This window comes from Yersinia sp. FDAARGOS_228 (assembly GCF_002073315.2).
GTDB lineage: Bacteria > Pseudomonadota > Gammaproteobacteria > Enterobacterales > Enterobacteriaceae > Yersinia > Yersinia intermedia.
Map to the genome: position 1 here is coordinate 4,588,082 of NZ_CP020409.2, position 15,874 is coordinate 4,603,955.

Sequence of the window (15,874 nt, forward strand, 5' to 3'; positions counted from 1 at the left end):
TATCAGGTAAACATATGTCTGACAATCACACCGAGCACTCTGTATCCCCAGTGGTACCGAAGGTCATTCCTGAGCAGCCCGCACCACCGAGCACTTATCTCGATAGTGAACTTAATTGCCCGATTCTCAAGCAACGCCTTGAGGCTTTCCAGCTTTGGTTGGCGGAAGCATTCAATGGCGGAATCAGTGCCGAGATATTAATTGCTGCACGCAGTGATTACATTGACCGTCTGTTACGGCGGCTGTGGACATTTTATGGCTTTGATGATGTGGCAGAAACCGCGCTGGTTGCCGTGGGCGGCTATGGCCGTGGTGAACTGCACCCCTTATCAGACATTGATGTATTGGTCCTCAGCAAGCTGCGCCTGAGTGATGAACTTGCGCAGCGCGTCGGTCAGTTGATCACTTTGCTATGGGACCTGAAACTGGAAGTCGGCCACAGCGTGCGCACACTGGAAGAGTGTTTGCTGGAAGGATTAGCCGATCTTACCGTCGCCACGAATATGATTGAGTCACGCTTGATTTGCGGTGATGTGGCACTGTTTTTACAGATGCAGAAACACATTTTCAGCGACAGTTTCTGGCCTTCTCCGCAATTTTTCCATGCCAAAATCACCGAGCAACAAGAACGACATAAGCGCTACCATGGCACCAGTTATAACCTGGAGCCTGATATCAAAAGTAGCCCTGGTGGGTTACGGGACATCCACACCCTACAATGGGTCGCCCGCCGCCATTTTGGTGCCACATCCTTAAGTGAGATGGTTGATTTCGGGTTTTTGACCAAAGCTGAGCGCAATGAGTTGATTGAAAGCCAGAGCTTTCTGTGGCGCATCCGTTTTGCACTGCATTTGGTATTGACTCGCTACGATAACCGCCTGCTGTTTGACCGCCAACTCAGTGTGGCTCAGCTTTTGCAATATCAGGGCGAAGGCAATGAACCGGTCGAACGGATGATGAAAGATTTTTATCGTATGACGCGCCGGGTCAGCGAACTGAACAACATGCTGTTACAACTGTTTGACGAAGCCATACTGGCGCTGGGTACCAATGAAAAGCCACGTCCACTGGATGATGAATTTCAGTTACGCGGGAATTTAATCGATCTGCGTGATGAGAACCTGTTTGTCCAGCAGCCTGAAGCTATTATGCGCATGTTCTATCTGATGGTACGCAATCAAGATATCAAAGGCATCTATTCCACCACAGTACGCCGCTTGCGCCATGCCCGGCGGCATCTTAAACAGCCTTTATGCAACATTCCTGAAGCCCGCAAACTGTTTATGGCCATTTTGCGCCATCCTGGTGCGGTTTCCCGCGCATTATTACCAATGCACCGCCACAGTGTGCTGTGGGCCTATATGCCGCAATGGGGCAGTATTGTGGGTCAGATGCAGTTTGACCTGTTTCACGCTTATACCGTGGATGAGCACACTATTCGAGTGTTACTTAAACTCGAAAGTTTTGCCGATGAAAAAACCCGGCCACGCCATCCCCTCTGTGTCGAGCTTTACCCACGCCTGCCTCAGCCTGAATTATTGTTGCTAGCAGCGCTGTTCCACGATATTGCCAAAGGGCGAGGGGGCGATCATTCAATACTGGGCGCTCACGATGTATTGGAATTTGCTGAGCAGCACGGTCTTAACTCGCGTGAAGCTCAACTGGTGGCGTGGTTAGTTCGTTGCCATCTATTGATGTCAGTGACAGCTCAGCGTCGGGATATTCAGGACCCTGCGGTTATTCAGCAATTTTCCGCCGAGGTACAAAGCGAAACTCGCTTGCGCTATTTAGTCAGTCTGACGGTGGCTGATATCTGTGCCACCAATGAAAATTTGTGGAATAGCTGGAAACAAAGCCTGTTACGCGAACTTTATTTCGCCACAGAGAAACAGTTACGCCGTGGTATGCAAAACAGCCCGGATTTGCGCGAACGTGTCCGTCACCACCGGCTACAAGCTCTGGCGCTGCTGCGGATGGATAATATCGATGAAGAAGCACTGCACCGCATCTGGAGCCGTTGCCGGGCTGATTACTTCCTGCGCCATTCACCCAATCAATTAGCCTGGCATGCCCGCCACTTATTAGAACATGACTCAACCAAGCCACTGGTGTTAGTTAGCCACCAGGCAACGCGGGGGGGAACCGAAATATTCATCTGGAGCCCTGACCGCCCATCACTGTTTGCTGCGGTGGTCGGTGAGCTGGATCGCCGCAATCTGAGTGTCCATGACGCACAGATTTTCACCAACCGCGATGGTATGGCGATGGATACTTTTATCGTATTGGAGCCAGATGGCAGCCCACTGGCCCAAGATAGGCATCCCATCATTAGTCATGCCTTAGAACAAGCGATGACCCAGCCGAATTATCAACATCCGCGCGTCAGGCGGCTATCGCCTAAATTGCGGCATTTTAGTGTACCGACTGAAACCAATTTCTTGCCAACCCATAATGAGCGCCGTACTTATCTGGAGTTAATTGCACTGGACCAGCCGGGCTTACTGGCTCGGGTGGGCGGGATATTTGCAGATTTAGGGCTATCACTGCATAGCGCACGTATCACAACTATCGGCGAGCGGGTGGAGGATTTATTTGTATTAGCAGATAAAGATCGCCGTGCTTTAAGTATTGAAACCCGCCACGAATTAGCACAACGGTTGACAGATACCCTCAATCCGAACGATAAACTGTGATACAAATAACTTTTTAGCCATTAATTTTAGCTACCCAAAGTGATTGGAACCACAGCAAGGCAGCAAATGAACGAACGCCGATGAGCTTACATAAGTCAGTGATTCGGGGTCGCTAACACTGCTGTGGCTTCAAATACCAAGGGTATAACATCGGGAAAGAACAGGATGCAGCAACTACAGAACGTTATTGAAACCGCCTTCGAACGCCGTGCAGATATCACACCAGCCAACGTTGATACCGTAACCCGTGAAGCGATTAACCATGTGATTGATCTGCTCGATACCGGCGCGCTACGGGTTGCTGAAAAGATTGACGGCCAGTGGGTTACCCATCAATGGCTGAAAAAAGCGGTACTGCTGTCTTTCCGTATCAATGATAACCAGGTCATGGAAGGCGCAGAAACGCGTTACTACGACAAAGTGCCAATGAAATTCGCCGGTTACGATGAAGCGCGCTTCCAACGTGAAGGCTTCCGTGTCGTCCCACCAGCAACCGTACGTAAAGGCGCATTTATCGCCCGTAATACCGTACTGATGCCTTCTTATGTGAATATTGGCGCTTTCGTTGATGAAGGCACCATGGTCGATACGTGGGCAACTGTCGGTTCTTGCGCACAAATTGGTAAGAATGTGCACTTGTCTGGTGGTGTTGGCATTGGTGGCGTACTTGAGCCACTGCAAGCCAATCCAACCATCATTGAAGATAACTGCTTTGTCGGCGCGCGTTCAGAAGTGGTTGAAGGGGTTATCGTCGAAGAAGGTTCCGTTATCTCCATGGGCGTCTTTATTGGGCAAAGCACCCGTATTTATGATCGTGAAACCGGTGAAATCCATTATGGCCGCGTTCCGGCCGGGTCCGTTGTTGTTTCCGGTAACCTGCCATCGAAAGACGGTAGCTACAGCCTGTACTGTGCGGTTATCGTGAAGAAAGTTGACGCGAAAACCCGTGGAAAAGTCGGTATTAATGAGTTATTACGTACCATCGACTAAGATGAACATAGCGGGCTAATCACCCGCTATTTTTTTGCTTTGTGAAGTTATCGCCTGCAATCACATACTTTGGCGAAATTTACCGTCATAATCATAAACTGTGGAATATAAAACCAAAAAGGTGGCGCTATGTATGACAATCTGAAAAGCTTAGGAATCACACAACCAGAAGATGTCGATCGCTATAGCCTGCGTCAGGAGGCCAATAACGACATTCTGAAAATTTATTTCCGCAAAGATAAAGGCGAGTTTTTTGCTAAGAGTGTGAAATTCAAATATCCGCGCCAACGCAAAACCGTGGTGGCTGATAATGCTGGGCATGGTTACAAAGAAATCAATGAAATCAATCCTAATCTCCGTTACGTCATTGATGAGTTGGATCAACTGTGTAAGCGCGATCAGATTGAAGTGGATTTGAAACGCAAAATCCTGGATGACTTGCGCCATTTAGAAAGCGTTGTCGCCAATAAAATTTCAGAAATTGAATCAGATTTGGAAAAGCTGACCAACGGCCGCTAAATCTGACTGAGCACGTATTGTGGCGGCACAACACTGCACGCCACAATACGCCATTGAGCAGAAGCTATGTTACTTAAGCAAGCGGCCCCATTTTTCTACCCACGGTGCTGATACGACTTCTGGCTCTGGGTGCTCCATCGCGTCAATTTCCAGCCTTTCGCCGATCCGTGTCGCACCTTGCTCTTGCAGCAGCTCATCGAATGCTCGCCCTGCACCGCAGAAATTATCATAGCTGCTGTCACCTAGTGCAATAACGCCATAACGTAGCTCTGGCTGAAACCCAACCTGATCACGAACCGCGACGAACAGTGCTGCTATGCTGTCAGGGAAGTCACCTTGTCCGGTAGTAGAGGTGATAACCAGCGCATAATGTTGACGATAATACTGCCAGGCTTCTAACGTACCCTCTTCAAACAGTGTTACCTCATGCCCCTGCTCTTTCAGTATGTTTTCAGTTTCTTCCGCTACTAACAACGCATTGCCGTAAACAGTGCCAACAAAAATCCCGACCTGAGCCATAAAAAACATTCCCTTTTAACCAGAAAAATTATTCACTATCCTGACCTTCGGTTACCGGAAACTCAACCCTTTCAAGATGAGGGGTAATACCTAACCAACCAAAGTGTGACATCAATCCTTGCCAGGATTCATCCCAGCGCGCCGTAAGTGAAAGCACCTCACCGGTGACTGGATGATTCAGTTGTAAATGGCTGGCGTGCAACATGAGCCGTGGGCAGCCAAAGTGTTGGGCAATACCCCTGTTCTGGCGCAAATCACCGTGGGCACTGTCACCAATGATCGGATGGCGTATATGTGCCATATGCCGACGTAGCTGGTGCTTACGCCCGGTTTCTGGCTTCAGTTCCAATAAGCTGAAGCGTGCCGTGTCATAACGCCCAATAGCAATAGGAACCTCCACTTGAGCCAAAGGCTGATAATGGGTAACTGACGGCTGTGGCGCTTTATCTTGTTTGGAATGCTTATCCGCGATTTTATCCAGTTCTTCGCTCATCGCGTAATCAACCGTGCCACCTTCCAGCACATAGCCACGAACGACTGCATGGTATGTTTTCTGGATCTGATGCTGTTCAAACTGCGCCGAAAGAGCACGAGCGACATCACTGGATAGTGCCATCAACAGCACACCTGATGTTGGACGATCCAGGCGGTGGACGGTATAAACATGCTGGCCAATCTGGTCGCGCACCGTTTGCATCACAAATACGGTTTCATTACTGTCCAACCAACTACGGTGAACCAGCCAGCCGGCGGGTTTATTCACCGCAACTATATGTTCATCTTGATAAATTATTTCCAGCATTAGTTACTTTCTTTATTCAGCAAATCATCGAGGCGCTGTAATTGTGCCAGCAGTGTGGTGCAATCTGGCCGACCATCACCACTCAGCGCTTCTTCAAAGTATGGCGTAATGGCAAAACGCGCCGGAAGTGGGCTATTCGATTCCAACAATGCATACATTCGGGGAATCAGTACCCATTGCAGCCACTGTTCAGCATCCATGGTATCGATACTGAAAGGTTCGTTACTTTCAAAGGCTGTCGCTGGTGGTGGAACAATTTGCCAAAGATCAATTGCTCGCATGGCAAGCTCAATATCCCGTAAGTTCTGACGCACCTGATTTTCTGTACTCATGATTATGCTCTCAACCAAAAAACAGCCATTCGCCGGGCTGATTCAACGGCGGCCAAGCATACCATTGAAGAAGAAGATGCCCAAACTGGCACCCTAACCAACAGAGGGCTGTTAGGCAAAAAAAGCATAAAAAAAGGGGTACTGTTTTACCAGTACCCCTCAATTCGTTTCATAGCTATCCCGCTAAAAGTGATGCTCCCTGCTCAATCCATGAAAACTTTTCCGTATGGTTATCCTAACCAGCAATCCATCGCAGTTTCCTACACCATCCCGATGCTAATCCTGAGGTTATCCTAACCCACCATTCATCCTGAACCGGCTCTCAATCTCCATCCTGGAGGTGTCCTTGGTTTCATCCTGAAACGTCCCTTCACTCATCCTAAGCAGTCCCTGTGTTCTTCATCCTGAAGTGGTAGCATCCTGATACCGTCCTTCTCCGCCAGATCCTATCCAGCGATTAGAAGGATCGCTTAATCAACAAAAGGTGACAAGGTACTGTAAGAATAATGGTGACGATACTTTTACATATAAAAAGTGAATGTTTGTAACAAAATGATTTTATTGAAGATAAGTTTGGTACAAAAATTTCACAGTCGAATAATAGAAGTGATGTCTCACAGCCGGTGTGAGAGATCTCGCACACCGGCTCGACCAGAATAAACAATAACCACTTGCTTACTCAGGTAATACAGGGCGCAATGCATCAAGAAAATGTATGAGCGTTGATGCTAGCAGGGTACGTTTGCTACTACCAAATTGCTCTAACACCACATTACCCGTGACATTGCACAGTGAAGCCATCGCCATTTCTGACTCGGTAGTCGCCAAAAACAGTGTCGGCGAGAGTTTCAGCCTTTTCTGCGTTACCAGATGGCCAATTAGATTCTCCTGTAAACGGATAAAATCATCTTCGCTCCACACTTGTAGCAACGTAAAGCGGTTATCACCTAGATCAGCCATCATGTCACCAGCATATTGGCAGGTATAAAACTCATGAATATCAGGATGAAGCTGAATCTCCAACGCCCGCTCAATATTGGCCAATGTGGTATCGGCAACAGCAGGTTGAGGTAACCAAAATACCTGACTATCTTGAGTTTCCACGATACAAGGTGAAGGCACACCATAAAGCTCTTCACTGGCAGGCGGATGCCCGGCCTGCTGCTGCCATAAATCGATATAGCGTTGAGTAAAGCTATTCAGTGCCGTTGAAACGTTCTGGTCCATTCTCGATTCTCAGTATCGCGGCGGCTAGCGCTGCACCAAAGTGGTCACTGCCCCACTCAGAAATGCAGTTAAACGCAGCATAAATTGATAAACTAAAGCTATTGTACCTTTCTCTCATCATGGAAACAGCATGTCTTCATATCAAGACCATAAGGCTCTGGCGGAACTGACGCTGGGTAAACCAACCGCTTATCGTGATCACTATGACGTCACCTTGTTACAGGCCGTGCCACGCAGCATGAACCGTGAACCTCTCGGTTTATATCCTGATAGCCTACCTTTTCATGGTGCAGATATCTGGACGCTCTATGAATTGTCTTGGCTAAACAGTAATGGGTTACCGCAGGTTGCCGTAGGTGAAATCAGCCTGAATGCGGATAGCACTAATCTGATTGAATCCAAAAGCTTTAAGCTCTATCTCAACAGCTTTAACCAAACCCTATTTGCTGACTGGGAAAGTGTCCGCGCCACATTACAACGCGATTTGGCCGCCTGCGCTCAGGGTGATGTCAGTGTCACGCTATACCAACTGCATGAAATAACACATCAACCCATTGCCGATTTCTTGGGGGAATGTCTCGATCAACAGGATATTCGTATCGATAGCTATGAATTTAGCGCCGATTATCTGCAAGGGGCTACCACGGCCAACAGAGTAGAAGAGAGCCTGGTTAGCCATCTGCTCAAATCCAACTGCCTGATTACCCACCAACCAGACTGGGGATCAGTACAAATCAGTTACAGTGGCCCACAGATTAACCGAGAAGCACTGCTACGTTATTTGGTCTCTTTCCGGCACCATAATGAATTCCATGAACAATGTGTAGAGCGTATCTTCAACGACATAATGCGTTTTTGTCAGCCAGAAACACTGTCGGTCTATGCCCGTTATACCCGCCGTGGCGGGCTGGATATCAACCCGTGGCGCTCCAATACCGATTTTGTTCCATCAACAGGACGTATGGCCCGGCAATAAATATATGCGTACATATGCGCAACATTTAAGCTCAACGCGCGTTAGTATTGGCAAAAACCGAGGGACAACGTTAAGGTTAATTACAGTATCTTCACGCTATTTTCAGTAGAAAAATCAGAGATAGATACTTAAAGATCTCTATGATATTCCACGGCAAAACAGAAAGCAGCATTCTGATATACCCAAAGTAATTGGTGTTGCAGGTAGGCGGCACGCCGCGTCCTCTCAGAAGCGAGGCACAAGGATGGGCCGGGTAACGAGCGTAGCCAACCCCTTGCAGTTTCAAGTACGAAGGGTATACACGGACACTACCACCCTCCGGGGTGTAAAGGAGTAACTTTGATTACACATGTCAGCCCACTCGGCTCAATGGATCTGTTATCACAGCTCGAAGTGGATATGCTCAAGCGTACAGCCAGCAGTGATCTGTACCGTTTATTCCGTAACTGCTCCTTGGCAGTTCTCAATTCAGGCAGCCTAACCGACAACAGTAAAGAGCTGTTATCGCGCTATGAAACTTTTGATATCAACGTATTGCGTCGTGAGCGTGGTGTAAAACTCGAACTGGTAAATCCGCCAGAACATGCGTTTGTTGATGGTAAAATCATTCGGTCATTACAGGCAAATCTGTTTGCGGTGTTGCGCGATATTTTGTTTGTAAATGGCCAAATCGTTAACGCTGGGCGTTTCCAACATCTGGATATGGAAAGCTCCAGCCATTTGACCAATCTGGTCTTTTCTATTTTACGAAATGCCCGTGCCCTCCATCTTGATGAAGACCCCAATATGATTGTGTGCTGGGGCGGCCATTCAATCAATGAAACTGAATACTTGTATGCCCGTAAAGTAGGGAGCCAACTGGGTTTACGAGAGTTAAATATTTGCACTGGCTGTGGGCCAGGAGCAATGGAAGCGCCGATGAAAGGTGCCGCCGTTGGCCATGCCCAGCAACGTTACAGAAATGGTCGTTTTATTGGTATGACTGAGCCTTCCATCATTGCGGCAGAGCCACCTAATCCGCTGGTCAATGAATTGATTATCATGCCAGATATTGAGAAACGGCTTGAAGCGTTCGTTCGTATCGCGCATGGCATCATTATTTTCCCAGGCGGTGTGGGGACAGCAGAGGAATTACTCTATCTGCTAGGCATATTAATGGATCCAGAAAACAACGAGCAGGTACTGCCGCTGATCTTAACTGGGCCAAAAGAGAGCGCAGATTATTTCCGTGTGGTGGATGAGTTCATCATGAACACCCTGGGTGATGGTGCGCGCAAATACTACCAAATCATTATCGATGACCCGGCTGAAGTCGCCCGCCAAATGAAAAAAGCGATGCCACTGGTGAAAGAGAACCGCCGTAATACGGGGGATGCTTATAGCTTCAACTGGTCTATCCGTATCAAACCAGATTTACAGCGCCCGTTTGAGCCGAGCCATGAGAATATGGCCAATCTCAATCTGTCTCACAACCAGCCACCTGAAGAACTGGCCGCAGCCCTACGCCGCGCGTTCTCAGGTATCGTCGCGGGTAACGTAAAAGAAGTGGGAATTCATGCCATTGAAGCCTATGGGCCTTATAAGTTGCATGGTGATCCACAATTGATGAAACAAATGGATAGCTTGCTGCAAGGCTTTATTGCACAGCATCGAATGAAACTGCCTGGCACCGCTTATACGCCTTGCTATGAAATTTGCAGTTAAGCCTTAAATAACACCTCACCGGGCAGCGCCAGCACTTAGCCGTGTGGCTGCCCGACACTAATCTGGCTTAATGACTATATAAGACAGGCTATGCAAATCCATCTTCTGATTGTCGATGCACTTAATCTGATTCGTCGCATCCATGCCGTACAGGGTTCACCTTGCATTAATGCCTGCCAGCATGCGCTGCAACAACTGATTCAGCACAGCCAGCCTACTCACGCGGTCGCCGTGTTTGATGAGGATGACCGTTCTGATAGTTGGCGTCATCAACGCCTGCCTGATTACAAAGCAGGCCGCTCACCCATGCCGGATAACCTGCAACAAGAAATGCCGCAGATCCGTGAAGCATTTACTTCACTGGGGGTCGCTTGCTGGCACTCTCCTGGCAATGAAGCCGATGATCTGGCGGCAACTTTGGCAACGAAAATAGGCGGAGCGGGCCATCAAGTGACGATAGTTTCCACTGACAAAGGTTACTGCCAACTGTTAGCACCAAATGTACAGATTCGCGATTATTTCCAAAAGCGCTGGCTGGATATGCCATTTGTAAAACAAGAATTTGGTGTATTACCACACCAACTGCCTGATTATTGGGGGCTTGCTGGCATCAGTAGCAGCAAAATTCCAGGCGTCGCGGGGATAGGAGCCAAAACTGCCGCACTGCTATTGCAGCATGCCAGCAACCTTGAGGCGCTTTATCAAGACCTGGAGTCAGTGCCGGAGAAATGGCGGAAGAAATTGCAGCAACACCAAGATATGGCATTTATCTGTAAGCAAATCGCCACGCTGAGAACCGATTTGCCATTAAACGGTAACTTACAGCAGCTTCGGTTACCTTAATATCAAGGGGCCGAGCGGCCCCTTGAACATAACGCGATACTCATACTCAAGTAATTGGAGCCACCACTAAGCTACTGAGGCTTCAAGTACCAAAGATATATAGCTATTAGCTATTGGCGCTCATCCCGACGCCCCGGCACACCAGACCAGATACGACGCACGTGTACTGTAACTTCTTCACGATCGTGGTAGAGTTGTTTAGCTTGAATATGGGCATTGATACCGTTTTCTTTCAACTGTTCATCCATCATTTCTATATTTTCCAAAACGATTTCAAAACGTTTTTTCATCGGCAATTTCAGGTTAAAAATTGCCTCACGGCACCACCCGTTTACCAGCCACTTGATAATAAGTTGCGTCACCTTAGCTGGCTTCTCAATCATATCGCACACTAACCAGTAAATATTGCTACGCGTTGGCTCATATTTAAATCCATCGACGCGGTGATGGGTTACCTGCCCGGTATCCATCAGGCTTTGCGCCATCGCACCGTTATCAATAGCCTGAACCATCATACTGCGTTGCACTAATTGATAGGTCCAGCCACCGGGGCAAGCACCAAGATCGACTGCATGCATACCGCTGGCCAAACGCTCTTCCCATTCATCCGCAGGGATAAACACATGGAACGCTTCTTCCAGTTTTAATGTTGACCGGCTTGGCGCATCAGAAGGGAACTTGAGACGAGGGATCCCCATATAGAATGGTGAGTTATTATTGCTATAGGAATAGCCAACATAACAGCAGCCAGACGCGATAAAGAACACGTGTACCACTGGGCGATGAGCGTTTTCACGGGCAGAAAGAATTTTTTGTTCACGCAATGCACTGCGCAAAGGTACCGTTAATTTACGGCAAAACTTAAGCAACTCTTTGCTTTCATTGGTATCAGGAACTTCAACACGCAATTCACCGGCTTTTTCAATAACACCGACCAACATCCCAACAATCGGTGAGACACGGTCTTCTGGTGGCAAATCTTTTAATAACTCGCCCACCACCATCATCTGGCGAGCAAAAATCAACTCACGAAAAGGCACTTCACGAATCAAGCGATCAGCATCTTCCAACTGGTAGCACTCAAACAGCACATAGCCGCTGTTATCTTTTACTCGGGCGAAACCAAAGATTTCGAGCTCTGCCGCTTTCGCGGTAATTTCGGCCGCACACTCTTTTTCAAAACCAGAGCGGCAATATAAAGCAATTTTATTATTCATGGCGTTCTGCCCTTTTTCTTAGACGCAGCGCGCCAATCAACATCAAAATCCATCCCGCCAGAAAACATACGCCGCCGATTGGCGTGATATATACCCACAGTTTCAGGTGCGATAGAGCCAGGCAGTATAAACTGCCGCTAAAGAGTAGCGTTCCGAGCGCTAACAAGGCACCACTCCAGTAAAACCAAATACTTACTTGCCGTTGCATCGCAACAGCTAACACCAGAATCACCAGCGTATGGAATCCTTGGTACTCCAGCCCAGTACGAATCCAGGCCATCTCATTCAGCCCCAGTGAGGCACTCAATACATGGGCACCAAAGGCACCGAAAGCGACATAGAAAAAACCGCTCAGCGCGGCAAATATCAGCATTAAACGACCATTCATCGTCATTTACCTTAAATTAGATAGAGTTATACCCTTTGTACTCGAAGTTGCAGAAATGCTAGCTGCGATTCCAATGACGTGGGTATGTCGTTATATCGCCCGACAATAACCCATTTTATCGTAGTGGGTTACCATCGTGAATGGGTTGTCATTACTACGCAGATACGGTGATTGATCAGTTCTCATAGCGAAAGCGTAACTTTTCTTGTTCGCTGGCGGCTCTTGCCAATATCCACTGACGAAAGGCGGCTATTTTACCTAGTTCTGCCTGACTGTCATGACAAACCAGATAAAAAGCATTTTTACTCACCAAAACATCATTAAACGGGCACACCAACCGCCCAGCTTCAATCTCTGACTGAGCCATGACATTATTCACCAGCGCAATACCTTGGCCGTGAACGGCAGCCTGAACCACCATCGCACTGTGGCTGAATATCGGGCCTTGTTGCACATTAATCTGAGGAACACCCAGTTGACGGGTATAGGCCATCCAATCCCGGCGGGAAGTATCATGCAACAACGTATGATTAGCCAGATCTGCCGGTACTTTTAATCCATGCTCACCCGTTAATATAGTAGGAGCACAAACAGGAAGTAAGAATTCGGCATACAAACGTTCAGTACGCAAACCGGTCCAATTGCCGCGACCATAAAAAATCGCCACATCAACGTCATCAGCGAGTTTGTCCTCCTCCCGATCTACCGCCTGAATCCTGACATCGATCCCCGGATAAGCCGCATTAAATCCAGATAGACGAGGGACCAGCCATTGAATAGCAAAGCTAGGAGGGAGACTTACTGTTAGTGCACCTTTCGCGCTACGCGCCTGTAATTTACGAGTTGCTTCATTGATGGAGGTAAAAATCTCTTTGATATCGAGATAGTAGCTCTGCCCCTCTTCAGTCAGTAACAACGAGCGGTTACGGCGGCGGAACAATTTTAGTCCGAGAAAATCCTCCAGGGACTTTATCTGGTGGCTAACTGCCGCTTGCGTGACAAATAATTCATCAGCAGCTTTAGTAAAACTCAAGTGGCGTGCGGCCGCATCGAAAACCCGCAAGGCGTTCAGGGGTGGTAATCGTTTTGACATGAATTGGATACTTTTTTATAACGGCTCATCCTTAGATGAAACCCTTTGTTTACTTATTAGTTTTTATAATCCGAGACATTATAAATTGTCCGTTGATGATGCGCCAGCAAATACCTATAGTGGCGGCACTTCCCAAGCCGGAACGAAAAGTAGATTTAGTATCCAGGTACTGAATTGCTTTTGGCTTTGTGGTTGTGATGTTGTGTTTGCAAATGGTCTGGTAGTCCAGACATAGTAGCTAAGCTACTGTTTTTTTTCACTTCCTGTACATTTACCCTGTCTGTCCATAGTGATTTTATGCAGCACCGCTATTTTAGCGGTGCTTTTTTTTACCCTACTTTCAGCGCTTAAATGTAAACGCGACTTTGCATTGCACGTAGTCAGAGCTTAAATTTAAGTTGTTGCAGAGGGTTTCACCGCTATATCAGGCATCTTTTGAACCGCGACTTAGCGCTAAACTACTTGCCCTCAGCCATCTCTTTTACTTCTGAACGGTTAATTTGTAGCTCGGTGCCGTTGGCATCGGTGTAACTTATCATCCCAGTGTCATCATCTACTTTAGGTTTACCATCAGCAACGATAGTGCGACCATCATTAGTATACATAACATAGTTGCTTGAACAGGCAGCTAAGGTAAAAGTGAGCATCAGTGCAGAAATTACGGCAACTGTCTTTTTCATGGGTGACTCCTTGCAGATTAAAATGCTGAAAAACTCATTTCCATTACCAGACAAATGGTTATGTCCGTTACTATTCAGCATAACCCTCTTATGACATATTTCCACCGAACCAGGTCATTAGCGGACGAATTATGAACAAAACGAGCCAAAATGAGACAGTTCCGAAGTAACCCAAAAAATGAGAATAACGGTATGAAGGCTTTTAATCCCACGGATTTTCGTCAGGAATTCCCGGCTATTAGTGATGAAATAACCTATCTGGACAGTGCGGCAACGGCTCTGAAGCCCCACGCGATGATTGAGGCGACACAACAGTTTTATCAGCAAGACTCCGCAACAGTGCACCGCAGCCAACATCAATCAGCATTGTCATTGACAGTTCGTTTTGAAGAAACTCGCCAACAAGTAGCCGACTTTATCAATGCGCCAACGGCAGACAATATTATTTGGACCAGAGGCACTACCGAAGCCATTAATTTGGTCGCACAAAGTTATGCCCGCCCTCGCCTGCAAACAGGGGATGAAATTATTGTCAGTGAAGCTGAACATCATGCCAACTTAATCCCCTGGCTTATGGTTGCAGAGCAGACAGGGGCCAGAGTGGTTAAATTGCCCATTGGGGCTGATCATCTACCCGACCTACAGCAATTACCGTATTTGCTTAATGATAAAACGCGCATATTGGCGCTGGGGCAGATGTCTAACATCACGGGTGGTAGTCCTGACTTAGCTGAGGCAATCGAACTTGCCCATCAATATAACTGCGTAGTGATGGTGGATGGTGCACAGGGTGTCGTGCATAACCCAGCAGACGTTCAAGCGCTAGATATTGATTTTTATGCTTTCTCAGCCCACAAGCTCTATGGACCGACCGGCATAGGCGTGCTGTACGGGAAATCTGAATTACTCGATAAGATGCCCGCCTGGCAGGGCGGTGGTAAAATGCTCACTCATGCATCCTTCAGTGGATTTACGTCTCATGAGGTGCCATACCGCTTTGAAGCCGGTACGCCGAATATTGCTGGCGTCATTGGTTTCTCTGCCGTTCTTAGTTGGCTCGAACATATTGATCTGGCAGAAGCAGAAGCCTATAGCCAAAATTTAGCGACATTGGCAGAGAATAAGCTGGCTAAATTACCGGGTTTTCGCAGCTTCCGTTGCCAGCAATCCAGTTTATTGGCATTTACGTTCGATGGTGTGCACCATAGCGATTTAGTGACGTTATTGGCCGAACAAGGCATCGCACTACGTGCCGGGCAACATTGCGCACAACCACTCATGGCCGCATTAGGGGTGAAGGGCAGCCTGCGCGCATCATTTGCACCTTACAATACCGAGAACGATGTTGATATATTGTGTAGCGCGATAGCTAAGGCTCTGGAACTATTGCAAGATTAGGGACTAACAGATGATAATTTCGCCCAATTACTGCCGGTCTAATTGAGAAGATGATGATTGCCCCACACCCTTTTGGTCACGATATTACCGCCACTAACCTGCTGGAGACATTCAGCGTTCATAAACAGTGGGAAGATCGTTATCGTCAGTTGATTTTGCTGGCAAAACAGCTCCCGTCATTACCGGAACCACTAAAACAGAATGAACTGGAGCTAACAGGATGTGAAAATCGAGTTTGGCTGGGGCATCAGCGCCTGCCAGATGGCAGTTTACACTTTTATGGTGACAGTGAAGGCCGTATTGTTCGTGGGTTACTGGCCGTTATTCTGACTGCGGTGGAAGGTAAAACCCCACAACAGGTATTAGCAGAAGACCCATTGGCGCTGTTTGAGCAGTTAGGGCTACGCCAGCAGCTAAGCACCTCACGCGCCAGTGGTTTACAGGCGCTGGCGCAAGGCGTGAAAGCTATCGCAGCCCAATATGTAGCGTAAGC

General features: G+C 47.8%; 16 protein-coding genes. 8 read left to right on the forward strand and 8 right to left on the reverse strand.

Translation table 11 applies throughout. The features are described from left to right. The first annotated feature begins 14 nt into the window (after window positions 1-14). The 3 genes from glnD to A6J67_RS21490 all read left to right on the forward strand — a co-directional run bounded on the left by glnD (window position 15) and on the right by A6J67_RS21490 (window position 4,202). Entirely contained in the window at window positions 15-2,693 is a 2,679-nt protein-coding gene (gene glnD, locus A6J67_RS21480) for a bifunctional uridylyltransferase/uridylyl-removing protein GlnD (RefSeq protein ID WP_050297319.1), read from the forward strand. A gap of 165 nt (window positions 2,694-2,858) precedes the next feature. Beyond that, on the forward strand, window positions 2,859-3,683 hold the full coding sequence (gene dapD / locus A6J67_RS21485; protein ID WP_004391708.1) for a 2,3,4,5-tetrahydropyridine-2,6-dicarboxylate N-succinyltransferase: 825 nt from the start codon (window positions 2,859-2,861) through the stop codon (window positions 3,681-3,683). A gap of 129 nt (window positions 3,684-3,812) precedes the next feature. Next, complete coding sequence (locus A6J67_RS21490) at window positions 3,813-4,202, forward strand: DUF3461 family protein (protein WP_004706707.1); 390 nt, start codon at window positions 3,813-3,815, stop codon at window positions 4,200-4,202. Between the two features lie 69 nt (window positions 4,203-4,271). Here the strand turns inward: A6J67_RS21490 and A6J67_RS21495 are convergent, their stop codons facing one another. From A6J67_RS21495 to syd, 4 genes are all read right to left on the reverse strand, one after another. Beyond that, window positions 4,272-4,721 (reverse strand): flavodoxin, encoded by a 450-nt coding sequence (locus A6J67_RS21495; protein ID WP_042569231.1) that lies wholly within the window; start codon window positions 4,719-4,721, stop codon window positions 4,272-4,274. A 28-nt stretch (window positions 4,722-4,749) separates the two neighbouring features. Then, on the reverse strand, window positions 4,750-5,523 hold the full coding sequence (truC, locus tag A6J67_RS21500; RefSeq protein WP_042569230.1) for a tRNA pseudouridine(65) synthase TruC: 774 nt from the start codon (window positions 5,521-5,523) through the stop codon (window positions 4,750-4,752). Continuing rightward, a complete protein-coding gene (locus A6J67_RS21505; protein WP_032906513.1) occupies window positions 5,523-5,855 on the reverse strand; it encodes a YqcC family protein in 333 nt (110 codons plus the stop codon). The genes truC and A6J67_RS21505 overlap by 1 nt, the downstream gene beginning before the upstream one ends. 675 nt (window positions 5,856-6,530) lie before the next feature. Then, window positions 6,531-7,082: a SecY-interacting protein gene (gene syd / locus A6J67_RS21510; protein WP_005185776.1), complete on the reverse strand. Its 552-nt coding sequence runs from the start codon at window positions 7,080-7,082 to the stop codon at window positions 6,531-6,533. Between the two features lie 130 nt (window positions 7,083-7,212). Here syd and queF point away from each other — a divergent pair, with 130 nt between their 5' ends. The 3 genes from queF to xni all read left to right on the forward strand — a co-directional run bounded on the left by queF (window position 7,213) and on the right by xni (window position 10,605). Further along, entirely contained in the window at window positions 7,213-8,058 is an 846-nt protein-coding gene (gene queF / locus A6J67_RS21515; protein ID WP_042569229.1) for an NADPH-dependent 7-cyano-7-deazaguanine reductase QueF, read from the forward strand. Between the two features lie 339 nt (window positions 8,059-8,397). After that, window positions 8,398-9,762 (forward strand): nucleotide 5'-monophosphate nucleosidase PpnN, encoded by a 1,365-nt coding sequence (gene ppnN / locus A6J67_RS21520; RefSeq protein WP_032906515.1) that lies wholly within the window; start codon window positions 8,398-8,400, stop codon window positions 9,760-9,762. Window positions 9,763-9,852: 90 nt separating this feature from the next. Further along, the gene (xni, locus tag A6J67_RS21525; protein WP_005185779.1) at window positions 9,853-10,605 is read left to right on the forward strand and encodes a flap endonuclease Xni; all 753 of its coding nucleotides are present in this window, start codon (window positions 9,853-9,855) and stop codon (window positions 10,603-10,605) included. Between the two features lie 110 nt (window positions 10,606-10,715). Here the strand turns inward: xni and rlmM are convergent, their stop codons facing one another. From rlmM to A6J67_RS21545, 4 genes are all read right to left on the reverse strand, one after another. Beyond that, window positions 10,716-11,822, reverse strand: coding sequence for a 23S rRNA (cytidine(2498)-2'-O)-methyltransferase RlmM (rlmM, locus tag A6J67_RS21530; RefSeq protein ID WP_032906516.1), 1,107 nt, complete (start codon window positions 11,820-11,822; stop codon window positions 10,716-10,718). Next, window positions 11,815-12,210, reverse strand: a complete 396-nt coding sequence (locus A6J67_RS21535; protein ID WP_005185782.1) for a DUF423 domain-containing protein — start codon at window positions 12,208-12,210, stop codon at window positions 11,815-11,817. Before A6J67_RS21535 ends, rlmM begins: the two co-directional genes overlap by 8 nt. Before the next feature lie 175 nt (window positions 12,211-12,385). After that, window positions 12,386-13,303: a transcriptional regulator GcvA gene (locus A6J67_RS21540; RefSeq protein WP_005185784.1), complete on the reverse strand. Its 918-nt coding sequence runs from the start codon at window positions 13,301-13,303 to the stop codon at window positions 12,386-12,388. 458 nt (window positions 13,304-13,761) lie between these two features. Beyond that, window positions 13,762-13,983 carry a YgdI/YgdR family lipoprotein gene (locus A6J67_RS21545; protein WP_080608422.1) on the reverse strand — a complete coding sequence of 74 codons (222 nt, stop codon included), beginning with the start codon at window positions 13,981-13,983 and terminating at the stop codon, window positions 13,762-13,764. Between the two features lie 192 nt (window positions 13,984-14,175). Between A6J67_RS21545 and csdA the strand changes: the two genes are divergently transcribed. Beyond that, entirely contained in the window at window positions 14,176-15,381 is a 1,206-nt protein-coding gene (csdA, locus tag A6J67_RS21550; RefSeq protein ID WP_042570098.1) for a cysteine desulfurase CsdA, read from the forward strand. A gap of 50 nt (window positions 15,382-15,431) precedes the next feature. Next, a complete protein-coding gene (gene csdE / locus A6J67_RS21555) occupies window positions 15,432-15,872 on the forward strand; it encodes a cysteine desulfurase sulfur acceptor subunit CsdE (protein ID WP_005185791.1) in 441 nt (146 codons plus the stop codon). Window positions 15,873-15,874: the final 2 nt, after the last annotated feature.